Source organism: Andreprevotia chitinilytica DSM 18519, assembly GCF_000711875.1.
In the GTDB taxonomy this organism is placed as follows: Bacteria; Pseudomonadota; Gammaproteobacteria; order Burkholderiales; family Chitinibacteraceae; genus Andreprevotia; species Andreprevotia chitinilytica.
This window is the reverse complement of the sequence record NZ_JONM01000003.1, coordinates 222,782-241,280: the sequence shown is the minus strand read 5'-3', so window position 1 is coordinate 241,280 and position 18,499 is coordinate 222,782. Positions and strand designations below refer to the sequence as shown.

Below are 18,499 nucleotides of genomic sequence, written 5' to 3'. Positions count from 1 at the left end.
CGACCCGGCCTATACGGCTCAACCCACCCTATGAGTGCTCCAGTGCACACATGTAAAGCGGAGGATGCCCTCCGCTTTTTATATGCTTGCATTCAATATTTAATTACATATTTATTTCATACAACGAAGATTTATTAGTTATAAATGTAATTTAATCGTAAATAAACACCCGTAGTCTCCCGACTTTCACAGTCAAAACAAGCCCGCTTCGGGTTGGGAGATGAACATGCGTTTGATTTCTCTGGCGGGTGCTGCGTGCGGCGCCCTGGCACTCACGCTGGTGGCCTGCAATTCGACGGACAGCACCAGTTCTTCAACGGTTCAACCTTCGCTGGGCCTGATCACCGGTGCCGATGTGGTGCTCAAGAGCCTGGACGGCAAGGTGCTTGCCACTGGTGCCACCAACGCGCAGGGCGTGGTCAGCTTTGAGTTGAAGAACGGCCTGCAGACGCTGCAAGGCCCGTTCCTGGTTGAAGTCGATGGCAAGGCGGGCGCGAAGTATTTCGATGAGGGCCTCAATACCGACGTCGACCTGCCGGCCGGCGAGTCACTGCATGCCGTGGTCAACACGTTGTCCGCCTCGATTGGCGTCACCACGCTGACTGAAGTTGCCTACAACCGCTTGCTCACACTCAAGGGCGGCAAGCTGGCAACCGCAGGTGCAGCCGACGTCAACCAGGCCAACGAAGAAGTCCGCGCCCAGTTCGCGCCGGAACTGAAAAGCATTGTTTCCGCGCCGCAGATCGTCGGCAGCCAAACCGCTGCCGGCACGCTGGATGACGACGAAGGTGGCCGCTATGCCCTGAAGCTCACCGCGCTCGCCAAGCTGGCCGCAGATGGCGTGGAAGCCAACACGCCGGATGCTTCATCCGCCGACGACGTGAAAGCTGCGCTCAAGGGCCAACGCCCGGCGCTGCTGCTGGCCAAGCAGCTGTCCAGCGACTTTGCCACCGGCACGCTGGCCAACAGCAACCTCAACGGGGCCTTGTACCAAGCCGCCAATTTCAACGAAAAACTGCAAGACAAGCTGAGCCAGGCCGTACAGCAACTCGGCACCGACAAGCTTGCCAGCACGGTGAACCAGCACACCGCCGCCCCGAAACCGCCCGCCAACGTGGCATCGGCCGTGGCCGGCAGCCAGATCAATCTGGCCATCCTGCAAACCACCGATCTACACACCAACGTGAAGAGCTACGACTATTACAAGACGGTCGACGACACCACGCTGGGGTTCGAGCGCACCGCCACCTTGATCGACAAGGCCCGTCAGGACAACCCGAACAGCTTGCTGGTCGACGATGGCGACACCATTCAAGGCACCTCGCTCTCGGATTACCAGGCACTGGTCAACCCGGTGAGCTGCAACACGCCGCTGGCGATCCACAAGGCGATGAACTTCATGCACTACGACGTGGGCAACGTCGGCAACCATGAATTCAACTACGGTCTGCCCTTCCTGGCCCAAGTCACCGGGGCCAGCATGCGCGTGCCGGGCACCGAAGCTGGCAAAGGCTGCGAAGGCCCGAAATTCCCGCTGGTGCTCGCCAACGTGTTCAACGCTGCCGACAAACGCCCGCTGTTCGCGCCGTATGTCATCCTCAACCGCACCTTCACCACCACCGACGGCAAGCGCGTGCCGCTGAAAGTCGGCGTGATCGGCTTTACCCCGCCGCCGATCATGAACTGGGACAAACGCAATCTGGATGGCAAGGTCTTCGCCATCGGCGTGAAGGAAGCGGCTGAAAAATACGTGCCGGAAATCCGCAAGGCCGGTGCCGACATCGTGGTCGCGCTGTCGCACGGCGGCATTTCGGATGCGCCCTACACGCCGGATATGGAAAACGCGGTGTATTACATCTCGCAAGTGCCGGGCGTGGATGCCATCGTCTCCGGCCACTCGCACAGCTACTTCCCGGATGGCGTGAATTACGCCGGCATCAAGAACGTCGATAACAAGAAGGGCCTCGTCAACGGCGTGCCGACCGTGATGGCCGGTTTCTGGGGCAAGGCGCTGGGCGTGCTCAAGCTCAACCTCGCCTACGACGGCAAGGCCTGGAAAGTGGCCGATTCACAAGGCGTGCTGCAATACATCAACAACAAGGTCGGCACGCAAACCGTCGCGGTCGCTGCCAAGCCGGAAATCGGCAAGCTGGTGGATAAGGAACACCAAGGCACGATCAAGTACGTGACCGGCGGCGTGGGCAAGACCGAATACCGCATCAGCTCGTTCTTCAGCCAGGTCGGCCCGACCTCGGCGATGCACCTGATCAATCTGGCGCAGACCGATTACGTGACCACCTATATCAAGGCCAACCTGCCGCAATACGCCAATCTGCCGGTCTTGTCGGCTGCTGCGCCGTTCAAGGTGAATTTCCGTGGCACCGGCTTTACCGACATCCTGCCGGGTGATGTGGCGATCAAGAACGTGGCCGATCTCTACCTCTACCCCAACACGCTGGAGGCGGTGAAGATCGACGGCGCGGCGCTCAAGCTGTGGCTGGAACAGGCGGCTGCGCAGTTCAATCAGATCGACCCGACCAAGACGACGGATCAGTACCTGATCAACAGCACCTTCCCGTCGTACAACTTCGACCAGATCGATGGCGTGACGTATGAGATCGACGTGACCAAGCCGCAGGGTAGCCGCATCGTCAATCTCGCCATCAACGGCCAGCCGGTTTCGCCGACGCAGCAAGTGATCGTCGCGACCAACAACTACCGCGCCAGCGGTGGCGGCGGCTTTGCCGGGCTGGACGGCAGCAAGACCATCATCAGCGGCGGCGATGCCAACCGCGACATCATCGTGAACTACATCAAGGCGCAGAAAACGCTGACCCTGGCCAACCAGGGCGCGGTGCAGAACTGGCGCTTCAGCAAGGTGAAGACGGCCGGCAACGTGCTGTTCGAATCCTCGCTGGATGCTGCAGCCGTTGCAGTGGCCCGTCAGGACAAGATCAACAACGTGTTCCAGTTTGCCCCCAAGGCTGACGGCACCGCCGAGATCTTCCGCATCGATCTGGGCATGTAATCAGCAGCCGCTGAGGGGAGCAACCGTGCACACGGTTGCTCCTTTTGGCATTTTGTAGGGATCGATTATGCAAATGAAATGGATCATCGGCAGCGGCCTGCTCCTGGCCCTGCTGTTTTCCGGCACGGCAGCCTGGCAGCAGCAACAACGCAAGCAAGCACTGGCCGTCCCCGATTTTCAGGTGATGCAGCTCAGCCTGCGCGCCAACCCCGCCAATAGCAGCGAACTGGAACACCTCGCCCGCTACGGCCACCCGTTGGCCGCCCGCATAATGGCCGAGCATGCCAAGGCCGGCGGCGATTCAACCGGCATGCAACAAGCCGCAGACTGGTACGAACAAGCCGCCCAAGCCGGCGACGAACAAGCCCGCTTTGAGCTGGGCATGACCTACCTCAAAGGCGAAGGCCGCACACAGGATCTGGCCCAGGCCCGGCACTGGTTCGCGGCGCTGCCCGCCATGCCGCAGGCGCAATTCCGGCTCGGCCAGATGCTGATCAACGGTGAAGGCGGCCCCAAGGATGTGGCACGCGGCCGGCAGCTGGTCGAAACCGCCGCCGACAAGCACGAGCGTGTGGCGCTGTTCACTCTCGGCAACTGGTATCGCTACGGCGACAACGGCAAGCCCAAGGACGAACAACGCGCCCTGCACTACTACCAGGCCGCCGCTAACTGGCAATACGCGCCCGCGCTGCAAGAGCTGGCGATGGCATTGGACAATGGCGAGATGGGTTTGGAAGTAGATACGGTACGGGCGCAAGGACTGCGCAATATGGCCGGCCATATCGCCACCTGCAAAGAAAATCACACGGGGTTTATCAAGTTGTTTTGAGTGGATGGTTCGCACAGATGTAGCCCGGACGGCTTCGCCGGCCGGGGTTGGTGAAATGAGCGAGAAATCCCAATCGAAGTAGTTCTTTCAAGCATCGCTTCCCGGCCGGCAAAGCCGTCCGGGCTACGGGTGTGGGCTTTTCTCCCCTCTCACATCCCGTGCAAGGCTTGTAGCCTTGTTCTGGGAAAGTGGGAGAGGGGCCGGGGGCTGCGCCACGTGCAACTTCCTTTTCATGCCCCCTCTCCCTAACCCTCTCCCGCAAGCGAGAGAGGGAATGGATCATTGATGCGCCAACAATGTAGCCGGGTGCTATCTGCAGCGGTGGGCTTTTCTCCCCTCTCCCATTTATGGGAGAGGGGCCGGGGGTGAGGGCTGCGCCACGTGCAACTTCCTTTTCATGCACCCTCTCCCTAACCCTCTCCCGCAAGCGGGAGAGGGAATGGATCATTGATGCGCCGACAATGTAGCCGGGTGCTATCTGCGGCGGTGGGCTTTTCTCCCCTCTCCCATTTATGGGAGAGGGGCCGGGGGTGAGGGCTGTGCCACGTGCAGCTTCCTTTTCATGCACCCTCACCCTAGCCCTCTCCCGCAAGCGGGAGAGGGAACGGATCATTTGATTTGCCAACAGCATAGCCTCACTTCGCCGCAGCCTTGATCCGCATCAACTCCAACGCCCCCGCCAATCGCCGCTGCTCCTGTGCATTGAACTGCTTATCCTGCAGCGCCTTGATCGCAGCCTGACGATCATCCGCAGACAAGCTGCCATCCCCATTGATGCGACTGACTTCACCGCTATATGCCGATAAACGACGCTGCCAATCATCCGTCTGCCGATCCAGCGCGGCTAAGCGGTCGGCTGCTGCCGTGCCGTAATCGCTGGCGCGTTGCCGGTAGACATCATCCTCACTGCCGCCTTGGGCGCGAAGCGCGGCGCTTTTTTCGGCCATGGTGATATGGGCCAACGATGCGGCACGTTCAGCGCGGACTTCGGGTGGCAAGGCGGCTTCCATCTTGGCCAATCGCTGCTGGCGCTCAGCAAGACTTAGGCTTTGATCACCGATGATTTCCAGCCGCGCCAAAGCCTGCTGATCATCCCGCACCTCGTCACCAAACAAACCATCGCGGTCGCTGGCGTTGAAGAAGCGCTGGCGCAATGCCTCGCGGGCATTGAAGCGGTCGCGCAACTGGGTCAGGTCAGGTTTGGCACTGCTGCCGCTGGCCGGCAAGGCAGCCAGCTCCTTCGTATACGCGAGATAACTGGCAAACAGCGCCAGCGCCCGTTGCCGCGCCCCTGCCGGCAAATGAGCGGCGGTGAGCTCATGCTCTAGTTGCTCGGTCAGCCATGCCAGATCAGGTGGCGTCTTGAGGGCGAGCAGCGCATCGAAACGCGCCTTGAGCCCGGCGTTGACGATCAATTGCTGGTAGCCATCCAGCGCCAGTTGACCATCCATCGCCGGCTCCACATAGCGCGGCGCGGTCGCGGTTTCAGGGATAACCGCCCGGACAGTCGCTGGCGGCTTGTCGCCGCCAGCGGACCACCAGACCGCAAGGCCCGCCAGCAGCGCGGCCGGCGCCAGGGCAAGCACGCGGCTTTTCATTACAGGCCAGCCTGCTGCAACCGGTTGGCATGCTGCCGGTACATCGTCACCGGGTTGACTTCAAACGGGTCGGTCAGGCCCAGGAACTGGTTCACTTCATCCAGATGGTTCATCCGGTAGTTATCGCGGATCACGATCCCAAGGTGGCTGGCGCAGCTGCTGATCGCGCCATCATTGGGTTCGCCATTGAAGGCCAACGCGGTGATGCCGAACAGGGCATCACTCGGGTCAAAAAAGTTGGTGAACGACTGCGCCCCGCTCCAGGAGAAATAGCGCACACCGTTGACCTGGGCTGGCCCTTGGCCGCATGTGGCCGTTGGCATGCCTTCCGGGTATTTGGCGTTGAACGCCGCCGTGCCGACCGTCGTCAGCGCATCGAGCGCGGCGAGGTTGTCTTGTGGCAAGCCGCTGCCGCCCGAGCCTAGATTGATCAATGCCACCAAGGCATCGGTCACCTTGCTGGCAACGCTCTCGGAAACGCTGCCGGGAGGAGCTACGCCGCGCACGACATCGGCCAATTTGGAGCCCGCGTTCACACCGCCGACACTCGTCACCGAGGCCACCAGATCAGGTCGTACCGACGCCACGTAGCGACTGGTCGGCGAGCCTTGGCTGTGGCCGATCAGGTTGACCTTCTTCGCGCCCGTCAGCGCCAGGATTTGCTGCACCTGCACCAGCAGCTCTTCGCCACGCGCCTCGTTGCTGTTGGTCGCGGAAACCTGCGCCACATAGACCTGGGCACCACTGCGGCGCAGTTCTTCCGGTACGCGGTAGAAATAGTCGACGCCAAACAATTGGTTGTAGCCAAAGATGCCGTGGACCAACACGATGGGATAACGGGTCTGGGTGTAAGTGTCTGTGGCCTGAGCTGGCCAGATCGGGACAATGAGCGCCAGCAACAGCATGAAACGGGTGAACATACGCATGCAGATTTCTCCTCAAAACAAGTCGAAAAGATAAAACCGCCACCCGGTGAATGGCATCGCAATACCGGGGTTTGTAACGGCTTCATGTCAAATGCATGTGAGTTCTAGACCGGGATAAACCGTTGTTCCTATTTAAAATTTCGCCATCGATGAAAGACCTGATCTCGGTGCCCGATGAGCGTGCAATGAAATTCTGCTTGCATTTTTTCGCTGCATTCTCTAATTTCTGTCTTAACAGAAACAAAAGACAAAATCGAAAATGGAACTCACCGCGGTCAAGCAGAAATTCATCCTCCACTGGGGCGAAATGGGCACCCGCTGGGGCGTGAACCGCACGGTGGCGCAAATCCACGCGCTGCTCTTCATTGCCGATGCCCCGCTCAATGCCGAAGACATCGCCGAGACGCTGGTCGTCGCTCGCTCCAACGTCAGCAACAGCTTGAAAGAGCTACAGAGCTGGGGCCTCGTCAAAGTGGTGCATGTGCTGGGCGACCGGCGCGATCACTTCGATACCAGCAAGGATGTCTGGGCGCTGTTCCGCACCATCGTCGATGAACGCAAACGGCGCGAATTCGACCCGACACTGACCATCTTGCGCGAATGCATCGCCGAGGAAGGCGAAGCTGGCGATAAGGCTGCCCTCAAGCGCATGCAGGACGTGCTCGAATTCATGGAAACGCTCACCGCCTGGATCAACGAGATGGAGCGGCTGCCGCCGGAAACGCTGATGAAAATCCTCAAACTGGGCGCCAAGGTGCAGAAGATGCTGGGACGCGGCGAGGATTGACCAGAATTAATTGATCAACGATGCCGTGGCGAAGCCCGCTGAATGCGGGCTTTTCAAGACTCAATAATTTCTCTATTTACAGAAATATCGAACAAGGGGAACACAATATGCTCACGGTCTATCACGATGGTTCCTGCCCCATCTGCAACCGCGAAATCGCCGTCATGAAACGGCTCAATCGCAAGCAACACGTTATGTTCGTCGATATCAGCGCGACCGGTTTCGACCCGGCACCCACCGGCAAAACGTTGGCTGAACTCAACGCGAAATTGCACGTGTATGGCGATGACGGCCAGCTGCATCTCGGCCTGGATGCCATGCGGGCGATCTACCGCACCCTCGGCCTTGGCCCGCTGATCACCCTCACCGAATTGCCCGGTCTGCGTGGTTTGCTGGATAGCGCCTATGCCCATTTCGCCCGCCGCCGCGCCAGCCGTGCGACGAACTGCGATAGCGGCACCTGCACCCCGCAACATCAAGATTAAGGACCGCTCACAAAACCCAGCGAAGCGGTGCTGGCAAGACGTACGAAACGCAGCCAGTACAAAACGTACGGCAAGTGAGTACAACGCAGCCAGCAGGGTTTTGTGAGTGGTTCAAAGGAGAACATCATGCTTACCGCTTATTACGACGGCAGTTGCCCGCTCTGCAGCCACAGCATGGCAGCTCTGTACCGCCGCGCCGGCCCCACCCGTTTGACCCTGATCGACGCTGCTGACGCTACGTTCGAACCTGCCAGCATCGGCCAGCACCGCGAACACCTGATGGAAACGCTGCACGTGTACACCGACGATGCGCAATGGCTCACCGGCGTGGATGCCGTGCACGCAGTCTTCTGCAGTGCCGGCCTTGGCTGGCTGGCATGGCCGCTACGCATCAAGCCGCTGCGGGCGCTGTGGATGGCGGGCTATGCCTGTGTCGCCAACAACCGTTATCGGATCAGCAGCAAGCTGCATATCGACTGCCCTGGCAGCTGCAGCGTGCGGAAGTGGGAACGCCCAACAGAAAGCAGCACGGAGCGGGAATAAGCCATGCGTATCCTGATACTTGGCGCAGACGGCTTTTTGGGACGACATATCAGTGCAGCGCTGGCGGCGGCAGGCCATACCATCGTCGAAGCCGTACGCCACCCGGTACATGCCAACCAAATCGGCATCGACTTCATGCGCGATCACAATGCCGCAGTCTGGCTGCCGCGCTTGGCGAATATCAATGTGGTGATGAACTGCGTTGGCCTGTTCCGCGAAACAGCGCACGCCTCGTTTGATGCCATCCATCTCGACGCACCCCGCGCCTTGTATGCAGCTTGCCGCCAAGCCGGCGTTCGTCGCGTACTGCTGATCTCGGCGCTCGGCGCGGCCAGCGATGCGCCAACCCGCTACTGGCGCAGCAAAGCGGCTGGCGAAGCGGTACTTCAAGAATCCGGCGTGGCCTGGACCATCGTCCGCCCGTCCTTGGTGTATGGCGATGACGGAGCAAGTAGCCGCTTGTTCGCCACCCTCGCCCGCCTGCCTTTGCTTGCGTTGCCGGCCGAATGCGGCGATGTGCAGCCGATCCACGTCGATGATTTCGCTGCTGGCGTCGTGGCGCTATTGTCCGACGCCTCGGCAGAGAACCGCAGCTTCGACGCCACCGGCCCCCAAGCCCTGCCCTTCACCCACTACCTCGCGGCCTTGGCAGGACGCGAGCAACTGCCCTGCCTGCGCATGCCCAATGTGTTGTGTCACGGCGCCGCTTGGCTCGCCGAGCGTTGGCCAGCGGCCCTGCTCACCCGCGACAGCCTGACCATGCTTGCCGTTGGCAACGTCGGCAGTGGCGCTGATTTCGCGGCTCGCATCGGCAAACCGCTACGCACACCCGCCGATTTCGTCGGGCTGCTGATGCGGCTGCAAACCCGCCAAGCATTTGCTCGCGGATGGCTACGTGGCGGCTTGGCGTTCGTCTGGTTCGCCACCGCCATCGTCTCGTTGTGGGTTTATCCGGTTGCCGCCAGCCACCAATTGCTGGCCACGTGCCATCTGCCACCGCTGCTGTTCGAGCCGGCCCGTATCGGCGCGGCCTTGCTGGATGCAACATTCGGCATCTTGACGTTGCTCCGCCCCGGCAAGCGGCTCTGGCAAGCGCAGCTCGCATTGATTGCCTGCTACACCGTGATCGTTGCGATCTGCCTGCCGGAATTTGTGATCCACCCCTTCGGGCCGCTCACCAAGAATGCCGGATTGCTGGCAGCGCTATTGGCCCTGATTACTTTGGAGGAGAAATAAACATGGACTACCTGATCATCAAAACCCTGCACATCCTCTCCGCCACCTTCATGTTCGGCACCGGCTTTGGCACGGCGTTTTACATGTTCTTCACCAACCGCAGCAAAAACGTTCAGGCCATTGCCGTGGTCACGCGCTGGGTAGCTCGCGCGGATTGGTGGTTCACTACCCCGGCAGTGATTTTCCAGCCGCTGTCGGGCATGTGGATGTTGCATCAGGCCGGTTGGACGGTTGGCTGGAACTGGGTCGGGCTGACCTTGCTGCTCTACACCGTGGCCGGCCTGTGCTGGCTGCCGGTGGTGTGGTTGCAATTGCGCATGCGCGATATGGCCCAAGCCGCCGCGGCCGATAACAACGCCCTGCCGACGCGCTATTGGCAATTCGAACGCTGGTGGACCGTGCTCGGCTTCCCTGCTTTTGGCGGCCTACTGGTGGTGTACTGGCTGATGGTCGCCAAGCCCTTCTGACTGCCGATCTGATGGGGATTCTGGTGCGAAGGGCCGCATTCGGTACAATCCCCCGCTTGATCGGAAGGATGAAAAAGGAAGACCCATGAGCGATGCGCCCCAAACCCCAGTCAAGCTGAAGCCCTGCAAAAAATGCGGCGCACCGGGCGAACACGGCCGCTCTGGCTCCAGCCGGTTCTGGGTGCAGTGCAGCAAGTTCGGCCGCAACGGCAATTGCAATGCGATCAGCCAGCAGGCAGGGAGCAAGAAGGAAGCGGTTGCGTTGTGGAATGCGATGAATTGAGGGTATTGGCGGTGCCGGTATTACACAACGTGTGATGGCGGCGGGGTTTTACTGCAAGCGCGCAGACCCCAATTGCGGCATGGTCAGGGTGAAACATGTGCCCGCCCCTGGCGTGCTCTCTACCGCGACCGTCCCGTGCAACACGCAGGTGACCAGGTTGTAGGCGGTATGCAAGCCAAGTCCGCTGCCGCCCTGCCCCAGCCTGGTGGTGAAGAACGGGTCGAAAACACGCCCGATATCTTCCGGGGCAATGCCATTGCCATCGTCGCGCACGCTCAGCTGCACGCGACCATCGTCCAGTCTTTGGGCAGAAATCGTGACCGCGCCTTGCTCGCGTCCCGCAAAGGCGTGGCGCAACGCGTTGTCGAGCAGTTCGGAGAGCACATCACCGAATGCGCTGGCGTAGCTATCCATCTCGATATCGCTCGGAATGAGATTCAGGACTTGGTAACCGCTGCTGCGGATCTCCGCGATCGCGCATACCGTGTCGACGGTAACGCGCAGATTGAAGCGGCTCCGCGGCATGCTGGACGGGTCCACCGCGATTTGTTTGAAGCTGCCCACCAGCTTCCCGGCGCGGCCGAGGTTGCGCATCAGCAGCTCCATGCCATCCTGCACAGTCTGGACGAAGGTGTGCATGTGGCTGCGGGTGATGCCTTGATCCACATCGCCGGAGATTTTCTGTGACAGATGCTGCAGCGTACTGGCTGTCATCAGGCAGTTGCCGATCGGGGTGCTGAGCTCGTGGGCTACCCCCGCGACCAGCGCACCCAGCGCGGCATTTTTTTCGGCGCGCAGCAATTCGGCCTGCATTTGGGTGACGGATGCCAAAGCCAGGTTCAGTTGCTCATTGGCTCTCTGCAGCTGGTCGGCATCGCGTTTCTGCCGGGCAATCGCCTCGATCAGTTCCTCGTTGCTGGCAAGCAGACGCGCTTGCTGTTCGATGACCTTGAAATCGTTCTCGATCGACTTCTTGATTTCCCACAGGAGCTCGACGTATTTCGTGTGAAATTGGCGGGTCTTGTTATCCAGCACGCAGATGGTGCCGAACACCTCCTCATCCGGCCACAACAGCGGCACCCCAAGGTAGGAGATCATGTTCAGGGCAACATCGGGATTGGTTTTCCAATGTTCATCCTGCAAGGCATTTGGCACGTGCAACATGGCGCGGCTGGCCATCACCGTTTCACAATACAAACCCGTGTTGAGCCTGGCTTTCTCGGTGGCTTCGTAGGGGTTGCCTTCCTTGTGCGCCGAGACCAGCACCTCGATCTCTTCCGGCATGACACGCATGATCAAACCGGCCGGCACCTCGAAAATGTCGGCCATCACGTTGGTGGTGTTTTGCCACTTATTCAAAAAACTCTCGGGAACAACATGCGCCTGGTAGGTCATGGCACCGCCCGTCCTCAGTCATTGGCTCAATTACGGGTATAGGTCTGTGCGGGGTCGAGTCAACATGTTTGCGACCAGTTGATGGATGGGATGCCTGGCTCAGATTAGGCCCAGCCGATAATCGCACCGGAGCAGACAGAAATCGGGCATCAAGATGTGAACCGACCCCGGCCGGCAAGCTGTCCGGGCTACGCGGCGGTGGTCAAGCGCGAACGGCCAAAAAGCAAAAAGCCTTGCAATCGCAAGGCTTTTTTGAGGGGATTACACGGGCCGATCAGGCGATGGTCACGCGTGCGAACTTGCGCTTACCCACTTGCAGTACCACGGTTTCCGCCTTGGCAACCACGAGGCCTTTATCCGCAACCTTCTCACCATTGAGCTTGACGGCGCCGGCTTGAATATCCCGCATGGCTTGCGAGGTGGAAGGCGAAAGCTGGGTTTCCTTCAGCACTTGCGTGATCACGATGCCATCGCCTTCTGCCGCTAGCGTGAACTCCGGCATTTCATCCGGGATCGCGTTTTTCTGGAAGCGGGTTTCGAAATCGAGCAGTGCCGCTTCGGCAGCGGCTTGGCTGTGGAAGCGGGCGACGATTTCCTGCGCCAGCAGCACCTTGATATCGCGGGGATTACGGCCGCCGTCGATATCGGCTTTGAACTGTTCGATTTCGGCGATCGGCCGGAACGACAGCAGTTCGAAATAGCGCCACATCAACGTGTCGCTCACGCTCATGATCTTGCCAAAAATCTCGTTGGCCGGTTCATCGATGCCGATGTAGTTGCCAAGCGACTTGCTCATCTTGTTGACGCCGTCCAGGCCTTCCAGCAGCGGCATCATCAATACCACTTGCGGGGCCTGGCCGTGTTGTTGCTGCAGCATGCGGCCCATCAGCAGGTTGAACTTTTGATCGGTGCCGCCGAGCTCCATATCGCATTGCATTGCCACCGAGTCATAGCCTTGCAGCAGCGGGTACATGAATTCGTGCACGGCGATGGGTTGCTGGCTGGCGAAGCGCTTGGAGAAATCATCGCGTTCCAGCATGCGGGCCACGGTGATCGACGATGCGAGCTTCAGCATGCCGGCTGCGCCCAGATCGTTGAGCCATTTGCTGTTGAACAGCACCTGGGTCTTGTCACGATCCAGAATCTTGAACACTTGGCGTTCGTAGGTTTCGGCGTTGCGCTTGACGTCTTCTTCGGTCAGCGGTGGGCGGGTGGTGTTCTTGCCGGTGGGGTCGCCGATGCGGCCGGTGAAGTCGCCGATCAGGAATTGCGCGGTATGGCCAAGGTCTTGCAGCTGGCGCATCTTGTTGATCAAGACGGTGTGACCCAGGTGCAGGTCTGGCGCGGTCGGATCAAAGCCGGCCTTGATCTTCAGCGGTACGCCGCTGGTGCGGCTCTTTTCCAGCTTTTTGATCAGTTCGTCTTCCGGAATCAGCTCTTCCACGCCACGCTTGATGATGGCGAGGGCGGCGGCGGTATCCGGATGCAAAGGTTGTTTTTCCTGGTCGGCCATGATTTGAGTCGTCTTGGGCTGCGGCAATAAAGGCGCGATTTTACCGGAAAGGCTGCACTCACGCCCGGCAAGGATTGACGGCGACCATTAGAAACGGCTTAACTTACACGCCATGAGCACACCACGTTATTTTATCGGTCTGATGACCGGCACCAGCCTTGACGGCGTTGACGCGACGCTGCTGGATTTCTCATCCCCTCGCCCGCGCCTGGTTGCCGCGCACGGACATCCGCTGCCGGACGAGCTGCGTGCCGCGCTGATGCGGCTGCAAGCGCCGAGCGACAACGAGTTGCATCTGGCGCAGCTGGCAGCCAACAAGCTCTCCGACGTCTACGCCGATGCCGTTGCGGCGCTGCTGGGCAAAGCCAGTGTGCGACCGGCGGACATCATCGCCATCGGCAACCACGGGCAGACGGTGCGGCACCGGCCGGAGCTGGGCTTTACTGTGCAGCTGGGCAATCACGCTCGCCTCGCCGAACTGACCGGCATTACCGTGGTGGGTGACTTCCGCAGCCGGGATATCTCGGCGGGCGGGCAAGGCGCGCCGTTGGTACCGGCGTTTCATCAAGCGATTTTTGGCGACCCCACCAAGCATCGAGTTATCGTCAACATTGGCGGCATTGCCAATCTGACCGATCTGCCGCCGCAAACAGCCGAGCCTGCAGGTCAGGTGACCGGCTTCGATACCGGCCCCGGCAACGTGTTGATCGATGCGTGGATTCAGCAACATCGGGGCGAGCGCTTCGATGCTGCTGGCAGTTGGGCGGCCAGCGGCACCGTCATCGATGATCTGCTGGAATGGTTGCTGGCGGAGCCCTACTTCAGTCTGCCTGCCCCCAAGAGCACCGGCCGCGACCTCTTCGACGCGCGCTGGCTTGATGCGCAACTCGCCGGCCGCAACGATGCGCCGGAAGACGTGCAAGCCACGCTGACCGCGCTGACGGCGGACAGCATCGTCGCGGCGATCCGTCGCCATTCGCCCGGCGTGAACGAGGTCTTCATCTGCGGCGGCGGCGCTTATAACCCGGTGCTGGTCACGCGTATTACCTACGGCTTGCCCGGTATTCGCGTCGCCAACACAGAGGAATTGGGCGTCGATCCGGATTGGGTCGAGGCGTATGCCTTTGCCTGGCTGGCCGAGCGTTGCCTGACTGCCAAGCCGGGCAACCTGCCGGCGGTTACCGGCGCCCGTGGGCCGCGCATTCTGGGAGCAATCTGGCCACGCTGAATTGAATATCCAATACCGCCACACCTACCGTTCCTCCATCATGTAAGCAATATCTTACTGACGCTCCACTACCCCCCCGTTATACCCAAATCACTGCTACCGATTTCCGGAGTACTTCTATGCCTGTGTCACTCCGCCACCGCCCGATCGTCGAACAGATCGTGCTCATGTCTGCCCTGGTCTGTATGGCCGTCTTCGCGGCGCTGATCGTTCTGACCAGCGTCAGCGTCAACAAGGTCGCTCGAGACGACGCCGAACAGACACTCAAGCAACAAGTACAACTCGTCAACAACAGCCTGGAGCTGGCTTACCAGAACGTACTCATTCGCTCTGAAGGACTGAACGATCTATTCAAATCCACCTTGCCCGGTGAAATCGTGGTCCAGACGGACACCGTCGCAACCGGAGATGCGCCGGATGCTTATGTGGTGAAGGCGGGCGACTTGGTGCTCAACGGCAACATCGAGGTACTGGAGAAATTCAAGAAGCAAACCGGTGGCGAGGCTGCCGTGATTTCCAAGACGGCATCCGGCAAGTTCGTGCGGACCAACACGCTGTTGAAGGACAAGGACGGCAAATCGATGCTGGGCCTGGGTTTCAAGGAGGATGACCCGGTGCAGATCGCCCTGAGCCAGGGGAAGCCGTATACCGGTCTGGTGTACCGCAATGATCGCTACTACCTGACACGACTGAGCTTGATCAAGGACACCAAGGGCAATATCGCCGGGGCGTACTCGGTGCGCGTCGATCTATCCAAGGAACTGGATGCATTGCGGACCATGGTAAAGGGCATCAAGGTCGGCAAGACTGGCTATGTATATGTCGTAGCGCCGGATAACGACAAGGTCGGCAAATTCGTCGTGCACCCGAAAAACGAAGGCAAATTTGCAGCGGATGCGGTAAAGGGCTCGGCGCTGGATGCCATCAAACACATGATCGAGACCAAGGAAGGCACGATCGAATACGAGCTGGAAGACCCGGCCAATGGCGGCGCGCTAGCACCCAAGATCGTGGCGTATGCCAGCGTGCCGGACTGGGGCTGGGTCGTCGCATCCGGCAGCTTCCTGTCAGAATTCACCGAAGCGAGCGTGGCATTGCGCACCAAGTTGATCATTGCCAGCGTGATCTTCGCGGCGTTGATCCTGATTCTGTTGTTCGCCGCCCTGCGCCTGCGGCTCAAGCCGCTGCAGCAGGTCGTTCATGCGCTGGACCGTTTCGGCGGCGGTGATCTGGCGGCACGGATCAATATCGATGCCAAGGAAACGAGCCGTAACGAAATCGATCGGCTCACGCTGCACTTCAACCATGCGGCCAAATCGCTGCAATCGCTGATTGGCGAAATCCGCCATACCGCCAACGCGGTCGATGGCACGGCGAGCGGGCTGGGCAGCGCCGTGGAGCAAGTCGCGAGCGCCAGCATGCGCCAAAGCGAATCCGCGGCAGGCATGGCGGCGACCATCGAGCAAATTACCGTCAGCATCGGCCACATTGCCGAGAACGCCAATCAGGCCGCCAGCACAGGCCAAGCCGCATTGCATTCGGCCGAGGAAGGCAAGCAGATGATGGCCCGCACGGTGAGCGAAATGCAGCGCATCGCGGTGGCCTCGCAAGACGCATCGGACCAGATCACACGGCTGGGCGAGCGTTCCAACGAGATTTCCAGCATTGTCGGCGTGATCAAGGAAATCGCCGATCAGACCAATCTGCTGGCGCTGAACGCCGCCATCGAGGCCGCCCGTGCTGGCGAGCAAGGCCGCGGCTTTGCAGTGGTAGCCGACGAAGTGCGCAAGCTGGCCGAGCGCACCGGGGCATCCACGCTGCAAATCAGTCAGCTGGTGGGCGGCATCGTCAACGATACGCAACAGGTGGCCGGCGAGATCAATCAGGTGGCGGATCATATGCGCATCGGCGTGAAGTCGGTCGAAGAGACCGGCGAAGCACTGGATCGCATCCACTCCCAGACAGATCAGGTATCTGCCGTACTGCATGACATTGCCGAAGCCACGCGCGAGCAATCGGCGGCCAGCACCCAGCTGGCGCAAGGCGTAGAGGCGGTAGCGCAAAGTGCCGAGCAAAACTCGGCCATTGCCCAAGCCAACAGCGGCGCGGCACGTGAGCTGCGCGACCAGGCGCGGGCCTTGCACGAAAAGCTGGCACACTTTACCGGCTGACCGATCCGCGATATGGAACAGGTTTCGGTTAAACTGCCGCGAGGCTTAACCGGAACCTGCCATGCACCAGTCCAACCAGTTCGATCTATTCAAGACACGGCGCTTCTTGCCGTTGTTCATCACGCAGTTTTTCGGCGCGTTCAACGATAACCTGCTGAAAAACGCCATCGTGGTGTTGATCAACTTTCATGGCATGCAATTGCTGGGGCTCAAGCCGGAGCTGATGATCCAGCTTGCCGCGGGCCTGTTCATCCTGCCGTTCTTCCTGTTCTCGGCCACCAGCGGCCAGATTTGCGAGAAATACGACAAGGCGCGCGTGGCGCGTTTTGTGAAGGTGCTGGAAATCGCCATCATGCTGATCGCCGGGATCGGCTTCTGGCTGAACAACGGCCTGATCCTGATGTCGACGATCTTCCTGATGGGCATACACTCGACGCTGTTCGGGCCACTCAAGTTCAGCGTCTTGCCGCAATACCTGCAACCGCGTGAGCTGGTGGGCGGCAACGGCCTGATCGAAATGGGTACCTTCGTTTCGATCATCCTCGGCCAAGTCGCCGGCACACTACTGATCGACGCCGATAGCACCCGCACCGCCATCATGGCCGCCCTGCTGTTGTGCGCAGTGATTGGCTACTTGTCGTCACGCAAGATGCCGCCCGCACCTAGCACGGTGCCGGAGCTGAAAATCGACTGGAGCTTTAGCCAGACCTGGGCCATCGTCGGCCAAGCCAAGCAAAGCCGTCCGGTGTGGCTGTCTCTGCTCGGCATCTCGTGGTTCTGGTTTCTAGGCGCGGTGTATCTCTCCAAGCTGCCCACCTATGCCTCTGAGGTGCTGCATGGCGACGCGACGGTCTACACGCTGCTGATGACGCTGTTCTCGCTTGGCGTTGGCCTCGGCTCGATGCTGTGTGAACGATTGTCCGGCCGTAAAGTGGAGTTGGGCCTAGTGCCATTTGGCTCGATCGGTTTGTGCCTGTTCGGCATCGACCTTTTCTTTGCCACGCCAGCACCGTCAGCTGTCGAACTCACCTGGCTCACCTTTTTGCACAGCCCGGCCAATTGGCGCTTGATGGCGGATTTCGCGCTAATTGGCACCTTCGGCGGCTTTTACATCGTGCCGCTCTATGCGCTGATGCAATCACGCGCCGCACCGGGTTTCCGCTCCCGCGCCATTGCCGCCAACAACATCATGAACTCGCTGTTCATGGTAGTTTCCGCGATCTTTGCCGGTGCACTGGCGGCATTCCACGTGAGCATCCCGCACGTGCTGCTGGTCGCTGCCCTGCTCAATATTGTGGTGGCGGGCTACATCTACACCCTGCTGCCTGAATTCCTCATGCGCTTCTTGGTATGGATCGCCACGCACACGTTGTACCGCATCAAGACCGAAGGGCTGGAAAACATTCCGGAAGAAGGCCCGTGCGTGCTGATCTGCAACCACGTCAGCTTCATGGATGCGCTGATCCTGGCTGGCGCGGTGCGGCGGCCGATCCGCTTCGTGATGGATCACCGTATTTTCAAGATTCCGGTGCTGAGCTTTATCTTCCGTACCGCCAAGGCCATCCCGATCGCCCCGGCCAAGGAAAACCCGGAACTCAAGACACAAGCATTTGATCGCGTCGCCGCGTATCTGGAAGCTGGCGAAGTGGTCTGCATCTTCCCTGAAGGCGGCATCACCCGCGATGGCGAAATCCAGCGCTTCCGCCCCGGCATTGAGGACATCATCCGCCGTACACCAGTGCCGGTGGTGCCGATGGCGCTGCAGGGTCTGTGGGGCAGCTTCTTCAGCCGCAAGGATGGCGCGGCAATGATGAAGATGCCGCGCCGCGTGTGGTCGAAGATCGGCTTTCGCGTGGGCAAGCCGGTTCCGGCAGAAGCAGCCGGGCGGGAATATCTTGAAGATGAGGTGAAGGCACTGCGGGGAGCTTGGCAGTAAGCGCCACGTGCAGCCCGGACGGTGCTATCGGCCGGGATGGCATCGCGCCAAGACAAAAAACAGGCACCTCGAAA

Annotated in this window: 15 protein-coding genes; 11 read left to right on the top strand and 4 right to left on the bottom strand. The window is 60.2% G+C overall.

What is annotated here, in order from left to right; translation table 11 throughout:
- Window positions 1–226: 226 nt before the first annotated feature.
- Together BR41_RS06275 and BR41_RS22740 are read left to right on the top strand one after the other, a co-directional pair.
- On the top strand, window positions 227–3,028 hold the full coding sequence (locus tag BR41_RS06275; RefSeq protein WP_156970575.1) for a bifunctional 2',3'-cyclic-nucleotide 2'-phosphodiesterase/3'-nucleotidase: 2,802 nt from the start codon (window positions 227–229) through the stop codon (window positions 3,026–3,028).
- Window positions 3,029–3,101: 73 nt separating this feature from the next.
- Window positions 3,102–3,857: a tetratricopeptide repeat protein gene (locus BR41_RS22740; protein ID WP_051710338.1), complete on the top strand. Its 756-nt coding sequence runs from the start codon at window positions 3,102–3,104 to the stop codon at window positions 3,855–3,857.
- 635 nt (window positions 3,858–4,492) lie between these two features.
- On the opposite strand, the gene BR41_RS06265 is transcribed toward BR41_RS22740, so the two are convergent.
- Both BR41_RS06265 and BR41_RS06260 read right to left on the bottom strand, forming a co-directional pair.
- Window positions 4,493–5,455, bottom strand: a complete 963-nt coding sequence (locus tag BR41_RS06265) for a lipase secretion chaperone (protein ID WP_035054170.1) — start codon at window positions 5,453–5,455, stop codon at window positions 4,493–4,495.
- Window positions 5,455–6,381, bottom strand: a complete 927-nt coding sequence (locus BR41_RS06260) for a lipase family alpha/beta hydrolase (protein ID WP_211251678.1) — start codon at window positions 6,379–6,381, stop codon at window positions 5,455–5,457. The genes BR41_RS06265 and BR41_RS06260 overlap by 1 nt, the downstream gene beginning before the upstream one ends.
- A gap of 259 nt (window positions 6,382–6,640) precedes the next feature.
- Between BR41_RS06260 and BR41_RS06255 the strand changes: the two genes are divergently transcribed.
- The 6 genes from BR41_RS06255 (at window position 6,641) to BR41_RS06230 (ending at window position 10,182) form a co-directional block, all read left to right on the top strand.
- Window positions 6,641–7,168 (top strand): GbsR/MarR family transcriptional regulator, encoded by a 528-nt coding sequence (locus tag BR41_RS06255; protein ID WP_035054165.1) that lies wholly within the window; start codon window positions 6,641–6,643, stop codon window positions 7,166–7,168.
- A gap of 107 nt (window positions 7,169–7,275) precedes the next feature.
- Entirely contained in the window at window positions 7,276–7,653 is a 378-nt protein-coding gene (locus tag BR41_RS06250) for a thiol-disulfide oxidoreductase DCC family protein (protein WP_051710336.1), read from the top strand.
- Between the two features lie 126 nt (window positions 7,654–7,779).
- Entirely contained in the window at window positions 7,780–8,196 is a 417-nt protein-coding gene (locus tag BR41_RS06245; protein WP_051710334.1) for a thiol-disulfide oxidoreductase DCC family protein, read from the top strand.
- A gap of 3 nt (window positions 8,197–8,199) precedes the next feature.
- Complete coding sequence (locus BR41_RS06240; RefSeq protein WP_035054162.1) at window positions 8,200–9,432, top strand: NAD(P)H-binding protein; 1,233 nt, start codon at window positions 8,200–8,202, stop codon at window positions 9,430–9,432.
- 2 nt (window positions 9,433–9,434) lie between these two features.
- Window positions 9,435–9,899: a DUF2269 family protein gene (locus BR41_RS06235; protein ID WP_035054160.1), complete on the top strand. Its 465-nt coding sequence runs from the start codon at window positions 9,435–9,437 to the stop codon at window positions 9,897–9,899.
- 85 nt (window positions 9,900–9,984) lie between these two features.
- Window positions 9,985–10,182: a Lar family restriction alleviation protein gene (locus BR41_RS06230; protein WP_035054158.1), complete on the top strand. Its 198-nt coding sequence runs from the start codon at window positions 9,985–9,987 to the stop codon at window positions 10,180–10,182.
- Window positions 10,183–10,230: 48 nt separating this feature from the next.
- On the opposite strand, the gene BR41_RS06225 is transcribed toward BR41_RS06230, so the two are convergent.
- Window positions 10,231–11,541, bottom strand: a complete 1,311-nt coding sequence (locus BR41_RS06225; protein WP_211251677.1) for a GAF domain-containing sensor histidine kinase — start codon at window positions 11,539–11,541, stop codon at window positions 10,231–10,233.
- Between the two features lie 310 nt (window positions 11,542–11,851).
- Window positions 11,852–13,090 (bottom strand): tyrosine--tRNA ligase, encoded by a 1,239-nt coding sequence (gene tyrS, locus BR41_RS06220; protein ID WP_051710332.1) that lies wholly within the window; start codon window positions 13,088–13,090, stop codon window positions 11,852–11,854.
- A gap of 112 nt (window positions 13,091–13,202) precedes the next feature.
- On the opposite strand from tyrS, the gene BR41_RS06215 reads away from it, so the two are divergent.
- From BR41_RS06215 to BR41_RS06205, 3 genes are all read left to right on the top strand, one after another.
- Window positions 13,203–14,318 (top strand): anhydro-N-acetylmuramic acid kinase, encoded by a 1,116-nt coding sequence (locus tag BR41_RS06215; RefSeq protein ID WP_035054154.1) that lies wholly within the window; start codon window positions 13,203–13,205, stop codon window positions 14,316–14,318.
- A 119-nt stretch (window positions 14,319–14,437) separates the two neighbouring features.
- Window positions 14,438–16,489, top strand: a complete 2,052-nt coding sequence (locus BR41_RS06210) for a methyl-accepting chemotaxis protein (RefSeq protein WP_051710329.1) — start codon at window positions 14,438–14,440, stop codon at window positions 16,487–16,489.
- Window positions 16,490–16,550: 61 nt separating this feature from the next.
- On the top strand, window positions 16,551–18,425 hold the full coding sequence (locus BR41_RS06205) for an MFS transporter (protein WP_035054152.1): 1,875 nt from the start codon (window positions 16,551–16,553) through the stop codon (window positions 18,423–18,425).
- The last annotated feature ends 74 nt before the right edge of the window (window positions 18,426–18,499 follow it).

Bases quoted from the DNA above. Each gene is read 5' to 3' on its own strand.
- BR41_RS06275 (WP_156970575.1), top strand. From the start codon at position 227: ATGCGTTTGATTTCTCTGGCGGGTGCTGCGTGCGGCGCCCTGGCACTC.
- BR41_RS22740 (WP_051710338.1), top strand. From the start codon at position 3,102: ATGAAATGGATCATCGGCAGCGGCCTGCTCCTGGCCCTGCTGTTTTCC.
- BR41_RS06265 (WP_035054170.1), bottom strand. From the start codon at position 5,455: ATGAAAAGCCGCGTGCTTGCCCTGGCGCCGGCCGCGCTGCTGGCGGGC.
- BR41_RS06260 (WP_211251678.1), bottom strand. From the start codon at position 6,381: ATGCGTATGTTCACCCGTTTCATGCTGTTGCTGGCGCTCATTGTCCCG.
- BR41_RS06255 (WP_035054165.1), top strand. From the start codon at position 6,641: ATGGAACTCACCGCGGTCAAGCAGAAATTCATCCTCCACTGGGGCGAA.
- BR41_RS06250 (WP_051710336.1), top strand. From the start codon at position 7,276: ATGCTCACGGTCTATCACGATGGTTCCTGCCCCATCTGCAACCGCGAA.
- BR41_RS06245 (WP_051710334.1), top strand. From the start codon at position 7,780: ATGCTTACCGCTTATTACGACGGCAGTTGCCCGCTCTGCAGCCACAGC.
- BR41_RS06240 (WP_035054162.1), top strand. From the start codon at position 8,200: ATGCGTATCCTGATACTTGGCGCAGACGGCTTTTTGGGACGACATATC.
- BR41_RS06235 (WP_035054160.1), top strand. From the start codon at position 9,435: ATGGACTACCTGATCATCAAAACCCTGCACATCCTCTCCGCCACCTTC.
- BR41_RS06230 (WP_035054158.1), top strand. From the start codon at position 9,985: ATGAGCGATGCGCCCCAAACCCCAGTCAAGCTGAAGCCCTGCAAAAAA.
- tyrS (WP_051710332.1), bottom strand. From the start codon at position 13,090: ATGGCCGACCAGGAAAAACAACCTTTGCATCCGGATACCGCCGCCGCC.
- BR41_RS06215 (WP_035054154.1), top strand. From the start codon at position 13,203: ATGAGCACACCACGTTATTTTATCGGTCTGATGACCGGCACCAGCCTT.
- BR41_RS06210 (WP_051710329.1), top strand. From the start codon at position 14,438: ATGCCTGTGTCACTCCGCCACCGCCCGATCGTCGAACAGATCGTGCTC.
- BR41_RS06205 (WP_035054152.1), top strand. From the start codon at position 16,551: ATGCACCAGTCCAACCAGTTCGATCTATTCAAGACACGGCGCTTCTTG.